Origin of the sequence: Acinetobacter sp. YH12128 (assembly GCF_013418655.1) — a bacterium.
GTDB classification, from domain to species: Bacteria; Pseudomonadota; Gammaproteobacteria; order Pseudomonadales; family Moraxellaceae; genus Acinetobacter; species Acinetobacter amyesii.
The window spans coordinates 20,097-41,303 of record NZ_VPBO01000001.1 but is presented as its reverse complement, the minus strand read 5'-3'; the positions used below and the strand labels follow the sequence as shown (position 1 = coordinate 41,303).

General features: G+C 41.0%; 22 protein-coding genes. 5 read left to right on the top strand and 17 right to left on the bottom strand.

Going from position 1 to position 21,207, the window contains the following annotated elements; genetic code table 11:
• Nucleotides 1–39: 39 nt before the first annotated feature.
• From FTU64_RS00195 to FTU64_RS00135, 13 genes are all read right to left on the bottom strand, one after another.
• On the bottom strand, nt 40–813 hold the full coding sequence (locus tag FTU64_RS00195) for a TatD family hydrolase (RefSeq protein WP_111885060.1): 774 nt from the start codon (nt 811–813) through the stop codon (nt 40–42).
• A 31-nt stretch (nt 814–844) separates the two neighbouring features.
• A complete protein-coding gene (locus FTU64_RS00190; RefSeq protein WP_180059028.1) occupies nt 845–1,186 on the bottom strand; it encodes a PilZ domain-containing protein in 342 nt (113 codons plus the stop codon).
• Between the two features lie 15 nt (nt 1,187–1,201).
• Nucleotides 1,202–2,185 carry a DNA polymerase III subunit delta' gene (locus FTU64_RS00185; RefSeq protein ID WP_180059027.1) on the bottom strand — a complete coding sequence of 328 codons (984 nt, stop codon included), beginning with the start codon at nt 2,183–2,185 and terminating at the stop codon, nt 1,202–1,204.
• 13 nt (nt 2,186–2,198) lie between these two features.
• On the bottom strand, nt 2,199–2,960 hold the full coding sequence (kdsB, locus tag FTU64_RS00180; RefSeq protein ID WP_180059026.1) for a 3-deoxy-manno-octulosonate cytidylyltransferase: 762 nt from the start codon (nt 2,958–2,960) through the stop codon (nt 2,199–2,201).
• A 3-nt stretch (nt 2,961–2,963) separates the two neighbouring features.
• A complete protein-coding gene (lpxK, locus tag FTU64_RS00175) occupies nt 2,964–3,977 on the bottom strand; it encodes a tetraacyldisaccharide 4'-kinase (RefSeq protein WP_180059025.1) in 1,014 nt (337 codons plus the stop codon).
• A gap of 3 nt (nt 3,978–3,980) precedes the next feature.
• The gene (gene msbA / locus FTU64_RS00170) at nt 3,981–5,708 is read right to left on the bottom strand and encodes a lipid A export permease/ATP-binding protein MsbA (protein WP_180007340.1); all 1,728 of its coding nucleotides are present in this window, start codon (nt 5,706–5,708) and stop codon (nt 3,981–3,983) included.
• Nucleotides 5,708–6,130, bottom strand: a complete 423-nt coding sequence (locus FTU64_RS00165; RefSeq protein ID WP_180022523.1) for a biopolymer transporter ExbD — start codon at nt 6,128–6,130, stop codon at nt 5,708–5,710. The genes msbA and FTU64_RS00165 overlap by 1 nt, the downstream gene beginning before the upstream one ends.
• Nucleotides 6,131–6,143: 13 nt before the next feature.
• Entirely contained in the window at nt 6,144–6,785 is a 642-nt protein-coding gene (locus FTU64_RS00160) for a MotA/TolQ/ExbB proton channel family protein (RefSeq protein ID WP_180059024.1), read from the bottom strand.
• A 31-nt stretch (nt 6,786–6,816) separates the two neighbouring features.
• A complete protein-coding gene (locus FTU64_RS00155; protein ID WP_111885065.1) occupies nt 6,817–7,704 on the bottom strand; it encodes a ParB/RepB/Spo0J family partition protein in 888 nt (295 codons plus the stop codon).
• On the bottom strand, nt 7,701–8,483 hold the full coding sequence (locus FTU64_RS00150; RefSeq protein ID WP_078188958.1) for a ParA family protein: 783 nt from the start codon (nt 8,481–8,483) through the stop codon (nt 7,701–7,703). Before FTU64_RS00150 ends, FTU64_RS00155 begins: the two co-directional genes overlap by 4 nt.
• Before the next feature lie 24 nt (nt 8,484–8,507).
• On the bottom strand, nt 8,508–9,140 hold the full coding sequence (gene rsmG / locus FTU64_RS00145; RefSeq protein ID WP_180059023.1) for a 16S rRNA (guanine(527)-N(7))-methyltransferase RsmG: 633 nt from the start codon (nt 9,138–9,140) through the stop codon (nt 8,508–8,510).
• A gap of 84 nt (nt 9,141–9,224) precedes the next feature.
• A complete protein-coding gene (gene murU / locus FTU64_RS00140) occupies nt 9,225–9,914 on the bottom strand; it encodes an N-acetylmuramate alpha-1-phosphate uridylyltransferase MurU (RefSeq protein WP_180007341.1) in 690 nt (229 codons plus the stop codon).
• Nucleotides 9,914–10,927, bottom strand: a complete 1,014-nt coding sequence (locus FTU64_RS00135) for an aminoglycoside phosphotransferase family protein (RefSeq protein ID WP_180059022.1) — start codon at nt 10,925–10,927, stop codon at nt 9,914–9,916. The genes murU and FTU64_RS00135 overlap by 1 nt, the downstream gene beginning before the upstream one ends.
• A 120-nt stretch (nt 10,928–11,047) precedes the next feature.
• On the opposite strand from FTU64_RS00135, the gene FTU64_RS00130 reads away from it, so the two are divergent.
• Nucleotides 11,048–13,528 (top strand): LPS-assembly protein LptD, encoded by a 2,481-nt coding sequence (locus FTU64_RS00130; protein WP_168378884.1) that lies wholly within the window; start codon nt 11,048–11,050, stop codon nt 13,526–13,528.
• Nucleotides 13,528–14,835: a peptidylprolyl isomerase gene (locus tag FTU64_RS00125; RefSeq protein ID WP_180059021.1), complete on the top strand. Its 1,308-nt coding sequence runs from the start codon at nt 13,528–13,530 to the stop codon at nt 14,833–14,835. The genes FTU64_RS00130 and FTU64_RS00125 overlap by 1 nt, the downstream gene beginning before the upstream one ends.
• Before the next feature lie 169 nt (nt 14,836–15,004).
• Here the strand turns inward: FTU64_RS00125 and hfq are convergent, their stop codons facing one another.
• From hfq to tsaE, 4 genes are all read right to left on the bottom strand, one after another.
• A complete protein-coding gene (hfq, locus tag FTU64_RS00120) occupies nt 15,005–15,514 on the bottom strand; it encodes an RNA chaperone Hfq (protein WP_168378882.1) in 510 nt (169 codons plus the stop codon).
• A 92-nt stretch (nt 15,515–15,606) separates the two neighbouring features.
• Nucleotides 15,607–16,551 (bottom strand): tRNA (adenosine(37)-N6)-dimethylallyltransferase MiaA, encoded by a 945-nt coding sequence (gene miaA / locus FTU64_RS00115; RefSeq protein ID WP_168378881.1) that lies wholly within the window; start codon nt 16,549–16,551, stop codon nt 15,607–15,609.
• A gap of 6 nt (nt 16,552–16,557) precedes the next feature.
• Nucleotides 16,558–18,570, bottom strand: coding sequence for a DNA mismatch repair endonuclease MutL (mutL, locus tag FTU64_RS00110; protein ID WP_180059020.1), 2,013 nt, complete (start codon nt 18,568–18,570; stop codon nt 16,558–16,560).
• Nucleotides 18,560–19,039 carry a tRNA (adenosine(37)-N6)-threonylcarbamoyltransferase complex ATPase subunit type 1 TsaE gene (tsaE, locus tag FTU64_RS00105; protein ID WP_180003097.1) on the bottom strand — a complete coding sequence of 160 codons (480 nt, stop codon included), beginning with the start codon at nt 19,037–19,039 and terminating at the stop codon, nt 18,560–18,562. Before tsaE ends, mutL begins: the two co-directional genes overlap by 11 nt.
• A gap of 135 nt (nt 19,040–19,174) precedes the next feature.
• Between tsaE and FTU64_RS00100 the strand changes: the two genes are divergently transcribed.
• From FTU64_RS00100 to FTU64_RS00090, 3 genes are all read left to right on the top strand, one after another.
• Nucleotides 19,175–20,080: a pseudouridine synthase gene (locus FTU64_RS00100; protein ID WP_180059019.1), complete on the top strand. Its 906-nt coding sequence runs from the start codon at nt 19,175–19,177 to the stop codon at nt 20,078–20,080.
• A gap of 112 nt (nt 20,081–20,192) precedes the next feature.
• Nucleotides 20,193–20,540: a type II toxin-antitoxin system RelB/DinJ family antitoxin gene (locus FTU64_RS00095; protein WP_078189014.1), complete on the top strand. Its 348-nt coding sequence runs from the start codon at nt 20,193–20,195 to the stop codon at nt 20,538–20,540.
• Nucleotides 20,541–20,638: 98 nt separating this feature from the next.
• Nucleotides 20,639–21,082: a GNAT family N-acetyltransferase gene (locus FTU64_RS00090; protein WP_168378877.1), complete on the top strand. Its 444-nt coding sequence runs from the start codon at nt 20,639–20,641 to the stop codon at nt 21,080–21,082.
• Nucleotides 21,083–21,207 lie beyond the last annotated feature (125 nt).

Below are 21,207 nucleotides of genomic sequence, written 5' to 3'. Positions count from 1 at the left end.
CACCCTATACTCTCTTACTCTTATATCAATTCAAATTATTTACTTAAGATTGAGGAGATTTTCAAAGTTTTGCATTGTAATGAAAGCCATCTCTTCAATTGACTTATCATATACATCACTTAAGGCTTTGGCTACATAGGGAACGTATTTTGGTTCATTAGACTTTCCTCTATAGGGCATCGGTGCAAGGTATGGGCTATCTGTTTCAATCAGCACTCGATCCAATGGCACTTGCTTGGCCACATCACGCAAATCTTGCGCATTTTTAAAAGAAACAATGCCTGAAAATGACACGTAATAACCACAATCTAAGACAGCTTTTGCCGTTTCCCAATCTTCAGTAAAACAATGCAAAATACCGTGAGTAGATTTCTCTGCACGGATAATATCCACCGTATCATGCTTTGCAGAACGGGTATGTACAACCACCGGTTTTTTTACAGCTTGCGATGCGTGAATATGGCGGGCAAAGCATTCTTTTTGCTCTGCAATAAAGTCTGTACTATGAAAATAGTCCAGCCCTGTTTCACCAATCGCCCAAACCTTTTCAGGTTGTGCTAATTCAATGAGATATTCTTCTGTTGCCCGAGCCATCGTTGCAGGATCTTCACATGGGTGTACCCCAACGGAATAACCTACATCGGCATGGCGTGCGGCAATTTTTGAAAGTTCGATATGGTCATCTAGATCAACCGAGATACTCATAAATTTTGAGACCCCGGCTTGACGAGCCTGATCCAATGCAAGATCTAAATTACCCTCATAAGGGCTTAGGTCGAGCATGGTTAAATGGCAATGGGTATCTACAAACACAATATGTACCTACAAGTCTTCACAGTTGTAACTACATAGTGTAACTTCTACGCCCCTCAGATTTAAGCCCTGCAAGTAAACGTTCTGCTTCTGTTTTGAAATAAACGCCTTTCTCGCCGCCTAATTGAATTCCAAAGCCTTGTGGTTTAATGCCATTTTGCTTTTGCGAAATCCAAATCACTTTTCCTGTCAAAGGAATTTTTATACTTTGTTCAGGCAAAGTCGCCAATAAGAAAACCTCATCACCCATTTTCACAGCTTGCTTTGATGGTACAAATAAACCGCCACCAACGACATAAGGCATGTAGCTCGCAAAAAGTGTTTCCACATCTGGAATATTAGCGTGAACGATCCCGCCCATACGTGGTTGCATGATGTTTCCCCTTAATTAAACATTCATCAGTTTGATGCAAAGCTCATCTACGACCAGATTCCCCTGTACGTTCTGCTCGATGAACCGCTTAGACTGCTGTAATTCTGTATAAATCCCAAAGAGTGTTTCGAGCGAATATTGCTCTGCCAACACCCCAAAATCCAAATCTATATTTTTTATGGATTGATTTAGCTTGACACAAATTATATCGGACAACAAGTATTCAAACATTTGACTAAAATCACTAAAACTCAGAGCTTTATTCCACTTGGTCGCAATTGCCATCGGCATATTTTTTTGTGTCACAAGTTTTTGCCAATCTTGTAGAAACTCTTGGCGCATATTTAGCCATTCACTACTTGCCAATGAAATCGCTTGTAATGGCATTTGACTAGCTAAGTTCATGAGAACTTTGCGCTGGGTTTCACCACTATCGGGCAAATGCTGCTGTAAATATTGCTGTGATTGTTCCGGTTCAATACGATCCAATGCATAGTGCTGCATTCGACTGCGAATGGTTGCCGGCAATTTCAAATAATGCTCTGCCAATAACATAATCACAATCCGCTCGCCCGGCTCTTCCAATGTTTTCAGCAATGCATTTGATGATGCAATGTTTAATGCTTCAGCAGGCTCAATCAACACAACTCGCCAACCGTCTACGGTTTGCTGTACAAAAGGCAATAAATCACGAATTTTTTCGATTTTAATTTTGGCATTTTGCTTTTTATTGTCTTCATCTGTACTGATGTGGACAAAATTTGGATGTGTATCTGACTTTAACCACTGGCAACTCCCACACTCACCACATGGCTCAGTTCGCTCATCACGTTTTTGACACAGCACCCAAGCAAGAAATTGTTTTGCAAATGCCTCTTTACCACAGCCTTTTTTGCCATACAAAAGCACGCCATGTCCCAGTTGTGGAAAACGGCTGGTTAATGTATTCCATGTATTTTGCTGCCAAGGGTACACTTGCGCCACAATTTCATTTTGCATAAATCGTTTAACCTTATTCGAAGTTTGAAACATCCATTTGGTTCAAACGATCAAGGTCAGCTTGAGTGTCTACGCCAGGTGGTAGGTTCGCTTCTGCCACAGCAATGGCAATACGGTGACCATTTTCCAAAACGCGTAATTGTTCAAGGCTTTCTAATTTTTCGAGTACACCCATATCCCAAGTGACATATTCTTGAAGGAGTTTTACGCGGTATGCATAAAGACCTAAATGACGAAAAGCCTGATCATGCAAGGTTTGTTCTACTTGCTTTGCACCATCACGGTCATACGGAATAGTCGCACGGCTGAAATACAGCGCTTGATTGTGCTTTGACATCACCACTTTGACGATACTGTCACGTTGAAACTCATCTAGACTATGAATCGGCTCGCAGAGTGTCGACATTGAACATGTCGGCTGATCTACAAGTAATTGTGCAACTTGTTTTACCAATTGAGCGGGAAGCAAAGGTTCATCGCCCTGTACGTTGACAATAATGTCATCACTCGCCCAACCTTTGATGCGTGCAACTTCACTTAAACGGTCTGTCCCAGATGGATGCTCTGCAGAGGTCAATACCACATCAACCCCTTCCGCACGACATACTGCTGCAATACGTTCATCATCTGTAGCAACACATAGATCATCGAATCCTGCAACTTTTTTGGCTTGATCGACCACACGTAAAATCATCGGACGACCATGAATTTCAAGTAAAGGCTTACCCGGTAAACGTGAACTTGAAAAACGTGCAGGAATAACAATATGTTTCATAAATTAAATGCCTTCGGGAAGTTTCAGACCCAGTTTTTTCAACTGCGCATGCAAAGTTTCATAACACGCAGGTGACAACACTGCATCTACAGGAACAACCCATATTTCTCTTTTAAAATCTGGATTATTTTTGAGGATCGCTAAAATTTTAACTGCATCTTTTTCAGTGGTAATGATGGGATTGGCATCTTCAAATTGCAAATCACTCAGTTCATATTCATAATGATCTGGGAATTCATGACATTGAAATTGATGAATCCCCATATTTTCTAAGGTTTTATAAAAGCGTTGCGGAAAGCCGATACCCACCACAGCATAAAAATCTTTATTTGCATCAAATGTCGTCACAAGATCTTTATTGAGCAAATAAGGTTGCGCCGCTTCAAGGTGCATATTCAGTGGAGAACTTGGATCTGCTGAATGTTCAATGACCGTCCCACTGGCAAGGCGCTTTTTCGGTTCACGCAAATAACCTTCAGGTAATAATTTTTCATTGCCTAAACCACGGTTGTTATCCAGTACGATCCACTCCAACTGACGTTGAAGCGCCCAATGCTGTAAACCATCATCGCAGATAATCAAATCCAATTCATGCTTAGACAGCAGCAATTCAATACTCTGCTGGCGGTTTGGACCAACCGCCATCGGCACGCCTGTAGACTGAACGATTAAGCTCGGTTCATCACCCACGATTTCAGCCGTCGAGTCTAAATCCACATAGGCCGGAAATGGTCCTTGACCACCATAGCCACGACTGATCACACCAACACGCAGGTTTAAGCTATTTAAATAACTGACCAAGTGAATGAGCAAGGGGGTTTTGCCACTCCCACCCACTGTGATATTTCCAATGACCATGACTGGAATAGGCGCTTTATAGCTTTGCTTAATACCTGATTGATAGAGCTTTTTATTGAGTAAAAAGCCACCACGATAAAGCCATGACAAAGGTCTAAACACAACGAGCCACTTTGCCTGTTCATTCCAAGCATCCTGAATCAATTGTGCAAAAGACATGACTTAATTTTCCTCAAAATTACGCTGATGAAGTTGGTAATATGCACCACGTTGTGCCATCAATTCCGTATGAGAACCTTGTTCAATAATACGCCCTTTATCCATCACTACAATACAGTCTGCATTTTCAATGGTCGATAAACGATGCGCAATCACGATCGTGGTACGATCTTGCATCGCAGCGTCAAATGCTTGCTGAATAAAAAATTCAGATTCGTTATCTAGTGCACTGGTCGCTTCATCTAAAATTAAAATCGGTGCATTTTTCAAAATCGCACGCGCAATTGCAATCCGTTGACGTTGACCACCAGACAGATTTAAACCTTGGGCACCCAACGGCGTGTCATAACCTTGCGGTAAATCCATAATAAAATCATGTGCAAATGCAGCTTTAGCAGCAGCAATGACTTGTTCATCTGTTGCATGCTCGAGCTGACCATAAGCAATATTTTCACGCACTGTACGGTTAAACAAAACTACTTGCTGATTGACCATCGAAATCTGAGTACGCAAGCTATTGAGCTCTATGTCGTGAATATCATGCTGATCAAGCAACAACTGTCCTGACGACACCTCTTGGTAACGAACCAACAGATTGACCAGTGAGGTTTTACCTGCACCTGAACGCCCAACCAATGCAACGGTTTGCCCTGCATTGACTTTTAAATTGAAGTCATGAATCGCATGGTGACCATCAGCATAGATCAAATTAACATTTTTAAATTCGACATCGCCTTTCAAAGCAGGCTTAAGCGTGCCGTTATTTACTTCTTCAGGCATATCAAGCAATTCAAAAACTGAATAAGCTGCTGCCATGCCTCGTTGTAGTTTTTCGTTGACATCCGTTAAGGTTTTAATTGGCTTACTTAGCATACCTGCGGCAGTGATATAGGCAACAAACTCACCCGCGGTTGTATCTTGTAAAATCTCTGGGCGTAGCGCGATATACATCACGATACTGAGCGCGATCGACATAATCAGCTGAACAATCGGGCTATTGAGTTGTTGCACCACGACCATCTTTAAGCCGCGGCGTAAGTTCTCCATTGAGCTTTCATAAAAACGTTTTTGTTCATAATCTTGCCCTGCAAAGCCCTTCACCACCAAGTTGCCTTGTACTGTCTCTTGCACTACATGGTTAACATCACCCATGGTACTTTGCACTTGCATGGATAATTTACGCATGCGCTTGGATGCTTTACGGATAATCAACCCAATAATTGGGCCAAAAATCAAAATACACAGGGTTAAACGCCAGTTGGTATACAGCAAATAACCCAATAATGCGATGGTAATCAAACCCTGTTGTACAATCGTTTTCAGTGACTCAGATGATGCTGCCGTCAACTGTTCAACGTTATACATAATTTTTGCAGTGATATGTCCGCTCGAATTATCTAAATAATATTGCGAAGGCAAACGCATGAGTTTTGCGAATACTTGCTGACGAATATTAAAGATTAAGTTTCGAGAAATCACTGCGGTAAAATATCCCCCCATGAACAAACCGAGTCCACGGAAGAACATCAATAAAACCACCAAGAGTGGAAATAAGGTTGTAAAGCTTTGATCTTTGTTTTGAATGGCTTCAATAATGCGTTCCAATAATTTTGCGACAGAAACTTCTGTCGCAGCATTAATACCGAAACCAAGCAAAACCAGCAGGCCGATTCCCCAAAAAGGTTTTAAATAACTTAATAGGCGTAAATAGACCTTAAAATCGTGCTTCACTAATAACCTCGAGTTGGAACTTTGGTACTGATGTTGATATTCACAAATCCAAGTTGACCTGCAACATCCATCACCCGAATCACATCTTGATGTGTTGCTTTTGCATCTGCGGCAATCACAAACATTAAATCACGACGATCATTGGCTGTCTGTTTAATTGCAGTATTCAAATCAGAGACTTCTTTACTCGCCAATGACTGACCATTGACAGAATAATGTCCCGATGAATCCACCACAACTTCAATCTTTTGATCATAGTTTTTAGGTGGAACACCTTGTGCATCTGGCAAAGTCAGGTTCATTCGACTCATCTGGTTAAAGGTAGTCGAGAGCAACAAGAACACCAAAATGAACATCAAACAGTCAATCATCGGTGTGAGGTTGATATGAATATCTTCAACCTGACGACGTTTAAATTTCATGCGCAGTCTCCACTCAGCTGGCTTTCTGAATGTCCTGACTTTCTACTTCAGGTGTTTTTTTATAAAACAAAGCGGCATGAAATAATGTCGACTGCTGTTCTAACTCAGCCACATATTCCTGAACCAAACGTTGGAAATAACGATGCGCAAATAATGCAGGCACAGCAATTAACATACCGGCAGCAGTGGTAATCAAGGCTTTTGAAATACCCGGCATCATTAACACTGGATCACTATTAGTACCAATATCAATCATTAAGAATGCTTCAATGATACCGATCACCGTACCCAATAAACCCAGTAACGGTGCAACAGCACTTAAAGTGCCCAAAAAGTTGATATTTTTTTCTAAATAACCAATTTCTTGTGATGCTGTCACTTCCATTTGCGCACGTGCATATTGCTCGTTTTGATCTTTACTAGCGTAACCTGCATCCAAGACACGACCCAATGTACTTTGCTGTAAAGTTGGACTTTGCTTTAGCTGTTGCACCACATCTTTCACTGATGTGTTCACATTCATCATCAAGTCTTTTGGCAACACCATAGATTTTTTTAAACGAATAAAGCGCTCAATGGTAATGGCTACCGTAAAGATCGAACAAATGACGAGCGGGATCATTAACCACCCGCCCGCTTTGACTAATTCCCACATTTGATTTTCCCCAATAAATCGATTTTAAAAATTATTCAGCTAGACAAATATTTAAAATGCCATCTAGCTCTTCAAGAGTATGGTAGCTAATCACCAGCTTGCCTTTCCCTTGTTTATTATGATCAATTTTCACGTCTGCACTGAAACGATCAGAGAGACGTTGTGTCAGTTGTTGAATGTCTGATGAAACAATTGGTTTAGCTTTTTGTTGTTTTGGTGCATTCAAATCACGAACAAATTGTTCGGTTTGACGTACAGACATACTTTTTTCAATCACCATTTCAGCAACTTTAAGCTGATCTTTGGCTTTTAACGTCAAGATCGCACGTGCATGCCCCATATCGAGCAAACCTTGCTGCATAAAGTCTTTGACTTGATCCGCTAAAGACAAGAGGCGTAGTAAGTTACTAATCGTGGTACGTGCTTTACCGACCGTATCGGCAATCTCTTGATGACTTAAACCGAACTCGTCATGGAAGCGTTGTAAAGCCATAGCTTGATCGATTGGGTTCAGATCTTGACGTTGAATGTTTTCAATCAATGCCAAGGCAATTGCCACTTGGTCACTCAAGTCACGAACAATGGCTGGAACTTCGGTTAAACCTGCAAGCTGAGCCGCACGCCAACGACGCTCACCTGCAATAATTTCGTAGGGATGCTTTTCATCTTCTACAGGACGAATCACGATTGGCTGCATGACGCCATGCTTTTCAATCGATGCAGCAAGTTCTTGTAAATCTTGTTCTTTAATGAAACGACGCGGTTGATACTCGCCGCGTTTCAATAAATGCACATCAATTTGTTTTAACTGTCCATGATCTAAAGCTTTTGCTTCGAGCTGTAGTTTTTCTTTTTGAATTGAGCCGAGTAAGGCATCCAGACCACGACCTTTAGCCAGTCCGCGTTTTTTTACGGTCATGCTTTAGTTCCTTTTTTTACTTTGGTTTTTTTTAACATCTCAGCTGCCAAGTTCAAATAAGCAACTGCACCCTTCGAGCTTTTTTCAAAATAAATCACTGGCAAACCGTGCGCAGGCGCTTCAGCCAAACGAATATTACGCGGAATAACCGTGTCATAAAGTTTCTGACCGAAGTATTGTTCAAGCTCAGCAGACACATCACGTGTTAAGGCATTACGCGCATCGTACATAGTACGCAGCACACCCACGATCTCTAGATCTGGGTTCAATGCTTGCTGAATACGGTCAATGGTTTGGGTTAAATCAGCCAAACCTTCCAAGGCATAATATTCACACTGCATTGGAATCAGCACCGCACGTACCGCTGCAAGTGCATTGACAGTGATCAAACTTAAACTTGGTGCACAATCGACAATAATATAGTCGAAGTCTTTTTCGACGCTTGCCAATGCTTCACGTAAAATAAACTCACGACCGTCTTGATCCGCAATCGCCAGCTCAACGCCAGCTAAGTCACGGTTTGCACCTAAAACCTTATAGCCCACTTCCGCTTTATAAATAGCAGTTTCAATCGGCACTTCACCAAGTAAGACATCCGTGACTGAATACAACAAATCATTTTTTTGAATGCCCGAACCCATCGTGGCATTGCCTTGTGAATCCATGTCCACAAGTAAAACTCGTTTTTTTAATATAGCTAAAGATGCAGCCAAGTTCACAGCCGTTGTGGTTTTACCTACGCCACCCTTTTGGTTTGCAATCGCAATAATTTGAGCCATGGTAACCCCAGTCCTTTGAAAATTTTAAATACGTTTAAGAAAAATTAAATGACGCTGCTCATCAAGTCGTGGAACTTTTAATGCAACGATATCAATCTTGAAATCACTTTTTAGTGTTTCAACTTCTTCTTCAGGAATTAAGCCTTTCATCGACGCGATAATACTTTGCGCATGCATATACGGTTTAGACGCATCCACAAAATCCGTTAACGATGCAAAAGCACGACTGGTAATCACATCAAACTGCCCCAGTTCATGAATGCTGTCTTCATTTTCGACACGTGTTTGTACCGCAATGACATTTTTTAGTTTTAAGTCAGCAATAAATTGTTTTAAGAATCGAATTTTTTTACCGTTGGCATCTAAAAGCACACATTCACGTTCAGGCTGACACAGTGCAATGATCATGCCCGGCATGCCACCACCCGTACCGATATCCAATAAACGACCTACAGGCAAATCATTTAGGATACTTAAGCTATCCAATAAATGCTTAACTAACATTTCTTTAGGATCACGAATAGCGGTCAAGTTATACGCTTTGTTCCACAGCACTAGGGCATCTTGGTATTTCAGCAATAGATTTAATGCTTCTTCACTCAAATCTAAGCCAAGCTTTTGACTACCTTGCTTTAAGTCTTGAAAAAAAGGATGCATAAAGAAGACATCTCAATAAAAATTAACTGAAGTATACCGATTTCTAAGCCGTGGAACAGTAGCTAACGCTTAGCGAATATGCACTTAATCGTACATGCCTTGGCGAATCTGTAGATCTAGATCACTTAAACGCTCAGGTGTGCCAACATCAACCCATGCAGTTTGCATTTTCTCTGCAGAAATTTTTCCATCCAACATAGCTTCTTTCAATAAAGGTGCGAGCGGACGCTTGCCCGCTTCCAATCCATCAAACATATTTGGATGAATGACCGCGATCCCACTATAGGTGAGTGCCTCGCCTGCATGTTCTTGCTCAAAGGTATAACTACGCCCTGCATCCAAGATAAAATCACCCTTTGGATGTTGCGTTGGATTAGTCACATAAACCAAGTGTGCCAAATCATCTTTTAGCTCAACATTGAGCAAGGCTGAAAAATCGTAAGTCGTCCAAACGTCACCATTGACTAAAATAAACGGTTCTGTCCCAAGCAAAGGTAAAGCATTAATAATGCCACCAGCTGTTTCCAAACCTTCCGCTTCACGTGTCCAACGAATATCTACACCAAACTGCGAACCATCACCTAAAGTACCAATCAGGATATCTGCAAGCCATGCAGAATTGATGATGATTTCAGTGACACCTATTTTTTTTAGCTTTTCTATATGCCAAACAATCAGTGGTTTTCCACCCACTTCAAGCAAAGGCTTTGGCTTATACAATGTTAAAGGGCGCATCCGATTTCCGAGACCCGCCGCTAAAATCATGGCTTTCATTATGCAACAACCTCATAAGTGCCGTATTTGGCTTCAAATTTCGGCAATACTTTAGCGTGAATAAATTGCATAAAAGGTTGTAATTCTGCATATGGTTTACTTTCTTCAAGTAAATACCACATCACACGCGGCAAATCTTTGAGATAACCTGACTTACCATCACGCTCAAATAAGCGCACAAAAATACCTAAAATTTTGATATGACGTTGAATCGCCATCAGGTCAGCGTCTTGTTTGAATTGCTCAAAGTTACGACCTTCTTTAGCCGATGCAGGTAGCAAATCATAGAACGTCTTAAACCATGCATAAACACGATCTGCATTCCACTGCACATAAGCATCACGTGTAATAGAAATCAAATCATAAGTATCTGCGCCAATCACAGCATCTTGGAAGTCAATCACACCCTGATCTTGCTCATCATCAAGTACCATCAAATTACGGCTATGAAAATCACGATGCACAATCACTTGAGGCTGAGCCAATGCAGCATTGGCTAAGATAGCAAAGGTACGTTTAATCAGTGCCGATTCTTCTTCAGTAGGCTGCACTTGTAGAGATGGCAATAACCAATCGGTTAACAGCTCCATTTCAGAAATCAGCTTTTCATAGGTATATGCAGGAAAATGAGCAGTACCATCAATTGACTGTAATTGAATCAACTGTTTAAAACTTTGAGCATAATGTGCGTCTACTGTTTGATCATTCAACAACGTGGACAATAAAACATCACCAAAATCCTCTAACAATAAGAAGCCTTGATCAAGGTCTTTGGCCACGATATGTGGTACACGCACGCCATGTGCATCAAAAAATTCATCAATCGACACAAAAGGACCACAATCTTCTTTTTCTGGTGGTGCATCCATGAGCATAAATGTTTTATTATTCAATTTGATTCGTGCATAACGACGGAAGCTTGCATCGCCTGCTAAGAAGTTAATTTCAAATTGATCTGAATCGAGTACAGATGAAATCCATGTTTGTATCAATTGTTCACGTTGTGTATTCATTTGCGATAAATTCTAATACAGGCTGAGTTTTTAAAGTGCTAAGTGTAGCTACTTATCAACTTTTTCTCTATGATGCGACAATAATTAATTGCGATTAAGCATACCTGGTTAATGAGACAAATGAAGCATCAGTTTAAATTTAATCCTTTAGCGACTGCGATCTTAACCCTTCTATGTGGTAGCTCGTTACCAAGCTATGCAGCACCTGTTTCAAACCCGTCCACGGATGACGATACAGAACAACTCAAACAAAGCATTTCAGAAGCTTATCCGGGGCAGCAGTTCTTCGAACAATATTATGTCGATAAATCTGCACCTGAAGCACAGATTCGCAACACCAATCAATTAAGTTCTGCATTTTGTACTGGCACGTGGATTACCCCTGTTGCGCCAACGACAAAAGCGGTCGCACCTGAAGATGCAACCTCTACCATTACCGCTGACTATGGTCATTTTGACCCGAATGGCGACTCCATTCTTGAAGGTAATGTTCTGATTGACCAAGAAGGTCGTCAAATTCGTGCCGATCAAATCAAAATTGATAAAACCCAAACCTACGCCAATGCTTCTGGCCGCGTGCAAATGGCACAGTCTGGGCTGATTTCGCAAAGCGATTCCATTGATTACAATTTAAAAACCCAACAGGGTGATTTAAATAACAGTTTCTTTATTGCTGAACAGCAGCATGCACACGGTCGCGCTGAGAAAATTTCACGTACTTCAACCGAAACACTCGAATTAGAAAACGCTGTTTATACCACTTGTCCACCCGATGAAAAACCAACGTGGAAAATTCAAGCAGACAAAATTAAGCTGAATCAAGAAACTGGCCGCGGTGAAACCAAAGGTACAACATTATATGTAAAAAACGTACCTGTGATGGCTGTGCCCTATTTCAACTTCCCGATTGATGACCGTCGTACCACTGGTATTTTGACCCCGAGCTTTGGTTTTACCAATGACGGTGGTATTGAGCTTGCAGTACCTGTATATTTAAACCTTGCGCCAAACTATGATGCTACGGTAACACCACGTTATATTGCAGACCGTGGCGCAATGATGGAAGGTGAATTCCGTTATTTGACCAAAAACTTTGGTTCAGGGATGGTGTGGGGTGGTTATTTACCATCCGACCAAAAGTATGACGATCAAGATCGTAAAGACTTACATTTCCTCCATAACTGGAAAATTAACGATCAATTCACGACAAATTTAGAATATAACTATGCATCTGATAAAGACTATTTCTCAGATCTCAATAATAATCCAAACTCAAAAACTGACCTGAACTTACGCCGTGCATGGGAACTCAATTATAAAAATGGTATCCCCGGCCTAAAAGCACAGCTTAAAGTTGAAGACTTCCAAACACTGGATAAAACTGTCAGTGATGAAGACCGTCCGTATGCGCGCTTGCCGCAATTCCTACTGAACTACAAGACTGGTAATCCGCTCGGCTTACAGTACGAATTTAACAACGATACAGCATATTTTAAAAAGAATCTGCGTGGCGATAATATTCCGCAAAACAATAGTGATGCGACAATGTATGAGCCAAGTGGTGCACGTATTTATAACGACTTTAGTGTGCGTTATAACTATCGTAACCCATGGTCTTTTGTAATTCCAGAAGTGTCTATTCGTAACGTAAACACGATTTACGATCAAGATACTGTTGATCGTGCCAATACAAATAACAATCACTCTAGTAGTGAAAGTAAATCGGTCATTGTACCGCAATTTACTTTAGATGCGGGTCTTGTGATGGAGCGCGAAGGTCGTTATCTACAAACTTTAACGCCACGTTTCTTCTACGCGTATTCTCCATACAAAAACCAAGACACTAACCCAAACTTTGACTCAACCACAGCATCAATTAACTATGACCAGTTGTTTAGCCCGCGTCGTTTCTACGGTAATGACCGTTTAGAAGACAACAACTTCGCATCTCTAGGTTTAAGCTATAGTTTATTTGATGATGTAGGTCTTGAGCGTTTAAAAGCTAGCGTTGGTCAAAGTTTCTATTTTGAAGACCGCCGCGTCACGCTAAACAACGTCTCTGATAAATTTGATACCGAACGCCATACTGGCCCTGTCGTGAGCATTTCTAGCCAGCTATCTGACAGCATCAGTGTCAATGCCAATTCTGCATGGATGGCGAATGGTGATAATGCTCAGCGCGATATTCAAATGTATTACACAGGAAATAAAGGCAATTTATACAATGTCGGTTATTTCTATCGTAAAGACATTCCGAACCGCCAAGACAGCTATGACCAAGCAGTAGCATCGTTTATTCAACCTATTCACAATAACTGGCGTATTATCGGTCATGCACAATATGACCTCGACAACAGTATTGCGCGTGAATATTTACTGGGTGTGAACTACGAGTCATGCTGCTGGGGTGTTTCAGTTTATGGTCGTTCGTACTATAACGATTTAGATGATGTAACATCTTCAGATGTTAAACCAAAACGTGCCATTATGGCGGAGTTCACCCTAAAAGGTTTAGGTGGCTTCAACAATAAATTAACCTCTTTGCTTGAAAACCGAGTGTTGGGTTTTAACAATATTAATCAATCTTGGACAGAACGTTAATGAAGACAAAACAGTTAAAACAAATTTTTAAAGCGTCAGCTTTGGCACTTTGCCTATCGACTTCTGTATCTGTATTTGCTGCTGCGCAACCTAAAGATGAAATTGTAGCTGTCGTTGACAATAGCGTGATTCTTCGTAGTGATCTTGATCAAAGCATTGCCGAGATCACTCACCAACTTCAAGCAAAAAAACAAACCGTCCCACCGACCGAATACTTGCAGCAACAAGCTTTAGAACAGCTAATTACGCGCCAAGCACAGCTTGAACAAGTGAAACGCTATAACGTCAAAGCGGATGAAAAATCGCTCAATGAAGCCGTACTTAAAGTTGCAAAAGACGCAGGTTCTCCAAGCTTAGAAGCATTTCAGCAAAAATTAGATGCTGTTGCGCCAAATACCTATGCTGGTTTACGTGCACGTATCGCTGAAGACATCGCGTTACAACGCCTACGCCAACAGTTAGTCACTTCTCGCATTCAAATCAGTGACCAAGATGTGAAAAACTTCTTAAGCTCACCACAAGGTCAAGCAGCACTAGGTAATCAGGTTCATGTCTTACATGTACGTGTAGCTAGCAGTGATAATGCCGTTAAAATCGCGGAAGACATTCGCAAAGAACTTGCAGCAAGCAACGATGTAAAAGCGATTACTAGCAAATACAGTACCAAAGATATTAAAGTTGACGGTGCCGATATGGGCTTCCGCAACTTATCTGATATTCCAGATGAACTTGCTGCACGTGTAGCTCCTTTGCAAGTTGGTCAAACCACTGAACTAATTTCAGTACGTGATGGCGTTCATGTTTTAAAATTGGTCGACCGTAAAAGTGGCGAACAAAAAGCCATTGTTCCTCAATACCAAACTCGCCATATCTTGATTCAACCATCTGAAGTGGTGAGTCCTGAAAACGCAAAACAAATGATCGACAACTTGTATAATCGCCTGCAAAAGGGTGAAGATTTTGCGGTCTTGGCTTCAACGTTCTCGAATGACACTGGTTCTGCTGCCAATGGTGGTAGTTTAGGTTGGGTTAGCCCAGGTGTTATGGTTCCAGAATTTGAAGCAATGATGAAATCAACAGCGAAAGGTGAAATCAGCAAGCCTTTTCAGTCACAGTTTGGTTGGCACATCCTTCAAGTGACCGATACACGTCAACAAGACATGACACATGAAGTACAAGAACGTATGGCACGTCAGATTTTAGGTGAGCGTCAATTTGACACTGAACTGGACAGCTGGTTACGTGAAATTCGCAACAATGCCTATGTTGAAATTAAAGACCCTGCTCTAGATCGTAAAAAGAAATAAGTGAATAAACAAAAAACCAGCTTCGGCTGGTTTTTTATGTCGATTCTTATCATTATTCAGCGTTGTAGTAATTATTAGTTGTAGTAATTATTAAAAAACCAGTATTTAAACCATCTACTCTTTTTATAGGCAAAAAAAACCTCCCATTTGGGAGGTTTTTTTAACTCAATTAACGATTGTTGTTTTCGTCGTCTTGAGCATCTTCAAATTTAGTTTCGCCATCAAAACCAGCATTTTGACCGCCGAAACCACTTTGACCACCGAAGCCACCTTGACCACCAAAGCCACCTTGAGAGCCAAAACCACCTTGACCACCGAAGCCACCTTGGCCACCGAAGCCACCTTGGCCACCGAAGCCACCTTGACCACCAAAGCCACCTTGACCACCGAAGCCACCTTGTTGACCGCCGAAGCCGCCTTGTTGACCACCAAAGCCGGCAGCGCCTTGAGCACCAGCAGGAGCACCAGCAGGACGTGGGTTACGTGCTGGAACAACAGTTGAAATAGCATGTTTGTAAACCATTTGGCTTACAGTATTTTTTAATAAAACAACGTATTGGTCGAAAGATTCAATATGACCTTGTAATTTAATACCGTTGACAAGGAAGATTGACACAGGAATACGTTCTTTACGGAGAGAATTTAAGAACGGATCTTGTAAAGTTTGACCTTTAGACATGTTATAACTCCAAAAAATAATAAAAATCAGCGCAAAAGCTACCTTTACTTTTCAATTAAAAATTATCAAAAAGGTAGTCTGTAAATTTTGCTTTATCCGTAGCACTTTCGCAAGTCTTCTTGAGCCTGCTGCGCAGTTAAATATGTAGTAAATTTATGCGTTTCTTGCAAAGATCTTAACCAAGTATATTGACGTTTTGCAAGTTGTCGTGTTGCAAAAAGTGCCTTATCCTCCATTTCACGCTGTTTTTCGCTACTTTGATCACTATTTTTCAAAAAATCTAAAGCTTGACGATATCCAACTGAACGCATAGAGGGTAAATTTTCATCTAAATCGTATTTTTCAATGAGAGCTTTCACTTCATTTAAAAATCCAATTTCCCACATTATTTTTAGACGTTGAGCTATACGCTCATGTAATTCTAATCGGTCAGGCAATAATGCGTAATTATGAAAATTGTATCGGTATGGTACGTTTTTAGGTTGCTCAGCTTGTAACTGCGTAATGGGTTTACCTGTTAATTTAAAAACTTCGAGCGCACGGATAATTCGTTGCTTATCACTCGGTTTAAATTTTTCACCTGCCAATGGGTCTACATTGCACAGTTCTGCATATACAGCGTCCCAACCTTGCGACTCAGCTTTGGCTTCAATTTCAGCACGTACAGCATAGTCTGCACTTGGTAAGTTTGAAGACAACCCTTCCAATAAAGCCTTGTAATACAACATCGTACCACCGACTAATATCGGTGTTTTACCTCGTGCATGCATATCATCAATCAGCACACAGGCATCTTCCACAAAGTTCGCTGCCGAATACACTTCTAGCGGACTGATAATATCAATCAAATGATGTGGATATTTCTCCAACTCAGCTTTACTCGGCTTGGCCGTACCAATATCCATATCCTGAAAAACCAAAGCAGAATCGACTGAAATTAATTCGAATCCACCTTGCTCGTATAACTCACATGCCAAGGCGGTTTTACCGCTTGCAGTTGGTCCCATTAAGTTGATGACCGGCAATTGATTTGACATGTAAAACTACTCTCCCCGAGCAAAAAGTTTATCTAGCTGTGCCAATGGAAACGCACGCCACGTCGGACGTCCATGGTTACATTGGCTGGCAAATTCAGTTTGTTCCATCTGACGCAGTAATGCATTCATTTCAGATAGACTTAAAATACGGTGTGCGCGTACAGCGCCGTGACAGGCCATGCCTGCCAATATTTGATCGCGCTTTTGTAGTAACCCTGCAACCTGATCACTTGGGTCTAAATCATTTAATAAATCTGGAATCAGCGCATCAAAGTCTGCTTTATGCAAAATGGCAGGAACACCACGAACAATGACTTGCTCATCGCCATATTGGTCTATTTCTAAACCTAGGCGTGCCAATTGTTCTTTGAGCTCATCGACGCGCATCGCTTGCATCCGACTGATACTGACGACTTTAGGAATCAGCAATTGCTGTGATGTCCAAAACTCAGGTTTATCCCAAGCCGTTTTCATTTGTTGTAAAACAATGCGCTCATGCGCCGCATGCATATCAACAATGATTAAACCTTCGGTGTTTTGGGCCAAAATATAAATACCATGCAATTGCGCAATGGCAATCCCCAAAGGATGCTCATCGACTTTCTGCTGAATATGTTCAGCCAAAGAAGTATCAGGATCATTTGAAGACTCAGTTTGACGTAAAGGCGCTAAATAACTTTGCAATGCATTATTGAGCTGTCTGGAACCCGCTATATTTGACTGATATCCAGTGCTATTGTTCGATGCATTTGAATTTTGCTGTGTATACCCTTCTTGCCCTGTTGACGCATGATTTGAAGCATATTGCACAGCAGCTGGCGAACTAAAATCAGTAAGCCCGCCTGCGATCTCTGGACTGACAAAATTTGTGCCTTGCTCTGCAACTGGCTGAGGTTGATGTAATGAAAATTGTTCCTGATGACGCGGCTGCGGAATAATATTTTCGTGTGCCTGCCCATCAAGTTTCATTGCAGATGACAATTCGGCGGTCGCGGTTTGAAATTGCGCTAAAGTCGATTTGACAAAATGGCGCACAAACTCATGTACTTCACGTTGATTTAGAAAACGTATTTCATGCTTGGTTGGATGCACATTCACATCGATATTTTCTGGATCAACTTCCATAAATAACAAATAAGCCGCATGTTGATGTCCATGCAAAATACCATCATAGGCCATGCGAAGTGCATGTGAAACGGTCTTGTCTTTTACGATACGTCCATTCACATAGACATATTGCATATCGGCCTGCGCACGTGCATCTGAAGGATGGCCTAACCAACCACTGAGACGCATATTGACGCTATCAGCATCTATCCAGTACGCATTTTCAGTAAATTGACGGCCTAATAATTGTTGCACCCGCTGAAAACGCAGCGCACCACTATCTGCAATAGGCAAGTTCAGCTTAATGCTATTGTTATGCTCAAGGACAAAACGTATATCAAAATGGGTCAGTGCTAAACGACGGACAATTTCTTCGATATGTCCAAACTCAGTCCCCGGTTTTTTGAGGAACTTACGCCGTGCAGGTACATTAAAAAATAAATCTTGCACACGAATGGTGGTGCCTTGCGTCGCTGCCACAGGCTGAATTTCTTGTGAATCAAATGCAGTGCCATTTACTTCGACCTGATAGCCTACACCGTCATCATTTTGGCTACTGGTCAATGTCAAACGAGACACCGCAGCGATCGAAGCCAATGCTTCCCCACGAAAACCCAGACTTACAATAGCATGTAAATCTTCAGCAGTTTGGATTTTACTTGTGGCATGGCGCATGACCGCCAAAGGCAAATCTTCAGGGTGAATACCCCGACCATTGTCTATAATTTCAATCAGTGTACTGCCGCCTTGTTCAATACGAACAATCAGCTCAGTCGCCCCTGCATCAATGGCATTTTCCAGTAATTCTTTGACCACAGAAGCGGGACGTTCAATCACTTCCCCTGCGGCAATTTGGTTGGCTAAGGCAGGATCAAGCGTTCGAATGCGGCGGGCACTGATTTCATTCAGCATGGTTAAATTTTTGCTCCAAAGCGTTTTGCAAAGTTTTTGAAGAAGAGCTTAAAGTCGCTGTACGGGTGGTTTCATCCGCAGACTTTTCAATATTAATAATTAAATCAGCCTCAGGGATTTCGTCGCCCCCTTTAGATGGCCATTCAAATAAAAATAGGGCGTTCGGCGTTTCTAAATAATCACGGATACCCATAAGTTCAAGCTCATAAGGGTCATTCAGACGATATAAATCAAAATGAAAAATATCTTGTCCTTGAATATTGTAAGGTTCAACCAATGTATAGGTTGGACTTTTTACCGCACCTTGATGACCCAAGTGTTGTAAAAAATAACGTGTTAACGTGGTCTTTCCTGCACCCAAGTCACCAATTAAATACGCTACACCCGTCGTAAAATGCGTCGCCAGTACGGTAGCTAAGTTTTGGGTATCGACTTCACTATTAAGTTCCAGACTGAATGAATACTGCATATTACTCACAACATGTACATAAGAATTAAATATGATAGCATCGCACTGGCTAAAATGGATATGTTCACACTACAGATTGAGCATTTTTCATGATGTGTTCTCTGCTTCATTTGCTCAGTTTTTAGATCTTTCTTCATGCACAGTTTTGAATTTACTCCCCCGATGATCAATGGTGTCAGTGCCAGCAAAGTCTTCCTAGACGGTCAACACACGCAAGCCTCTAGCGTCTATGCATATTTGTGTGAACAATTTCCTCATATCCAAGCAGCAGAGTGGCAACAACGATTTAAGGATGGATTGGTCTATGCCGCAAATGGTGACGTTTTAACGATAGACAGTCCTTTTGAAGCCAATCGTCATGTTTATTATTATCGATTCTTAGCGCATGAAATCCATGTTCCTTTTGAGCATCAGATTTTGTTTGAAAATGATCATTTCATTGTGGTCGATAAACCACATTTTCTCACCATGAGTCCAACCGGTCAGTATGTACAAGAAACCTTATTGGTTCGACTCAAAAAACAAACGCAGCTTGAACAGCTAACGCCGATTCATCGTTTAGACCGTGAAACTGCAGGTGTGGTGCTGTTTTCCAAATGTGTCGAAAGCCGTGGGCTATATCAACAGATGTTTGCCAAGCGGCAAGTTCAAAAAACCTATCATGCCATTGCAGCTTATCGAGATGAATTAAATTTCCCAATGACAACTCGCTATCGCATGGAAAAAGGTCAACCTTTTTATACAATGCAAATAGTAGATGGTGAACCTAACAGCGAAACCTTCATTCAGCTGATCCAGCAGCATGGAAACCATGCCAAGTATGAATTAAAGCCACATACCGGCAAGCAGCACCAACTCCGTGTGCATTTAAATGCTTTGGGCATTCCAATTCAAAACGACCCCTTTTATCCTGTAGTGCAACATAAGGCAGAGGATGATTTCAGCCAACCTTTACAACTACTTGCGAAACATCTTGAGTTTATCGATCCTGTGACAGAGCAGGCTTTTCAATTCAGTTCTGCCTATGAATTGACACTGTAAATCTATTGTCATTACATTAAATTGATAAAATACTGCCAAACTTTCTTGAATTTATAACAGTTTTGATTAGAATAAATGCGAAAAGTTAAGTATTTTAAAGCTTTCTAAGAATATGAGAAAAACTGAAGTCTACCAAATCCGCCTCGATTCACAGGAAAAGAAACAGGCCTTTGCCGTGTTTAAGCAATTAGGCATTACACCTGCACAGGCTGTACGTCTATTCTTTAAACAAGTTGTTTTAACCAAATCGATCCCCTTCTCTATTGAAAACCAAAATATCAATATTGAACAATTGATTAAGTTACGTAAATTAAAACAACAAGAAGCTCAAGCCATTTCAACCACTGAAATTAGCCCTGCGGAATTAGAAATTTTAAATAATGATCCATTATTAGATGATGATCATCTCGACTTGTTTGAAGAGCTCAATGCAATTTTGGGTGAAGGTGACAAAACTTAACACTGTCGCATTTATAAACAATTTATAAATCAACCAATTTCGAAAATTCGATATGCTTCATGCAAGACTGATAAAAATAGCAGGGAGTATAGAAAAAAATGATCGTTCGACGCGCAACAGAAGCAGACCTTCATCCACTTGCTGTTTTATTTGATGAATATCGCCAATTTTATGGCACCTCTTCTAATCTTGATATTTCATATAAATTTCTAAGACAACGTTTTGAAAATAATGAAAGCGTAATTTTTATTTGCTTAAAAGATGATGTGATTACTGGGTTTATCTTACTATATTTGGGCTTTTCATCTGTGGCTTGTTCAACCTACTATATTTTAGATGATGTCTATGTCAGCCCTGTATATCGTCGTCAGGGTTCAGCCAAACAATTGATCGATACCGCTGTTCTCTTTGCACAACATGAAGGTGCGCTTCGAATCAGCCTCGAAACTCAAAAAAATAACTATCACTCGCATCAGCTCTATGAATCGATGGGCTTCATTAAAGATGATGAATTTCAAACCTATCATTACTTTATTCGTTAATGCCTTGCTCGACGTTAAATACACAATCAACGCATATTAGAAACGCATCTTTAAATCAATAATTAGCAGACATATTTAGGGGCTTTAATACCGCACATTCATCCTTTGAATAATGAAGTATCAAA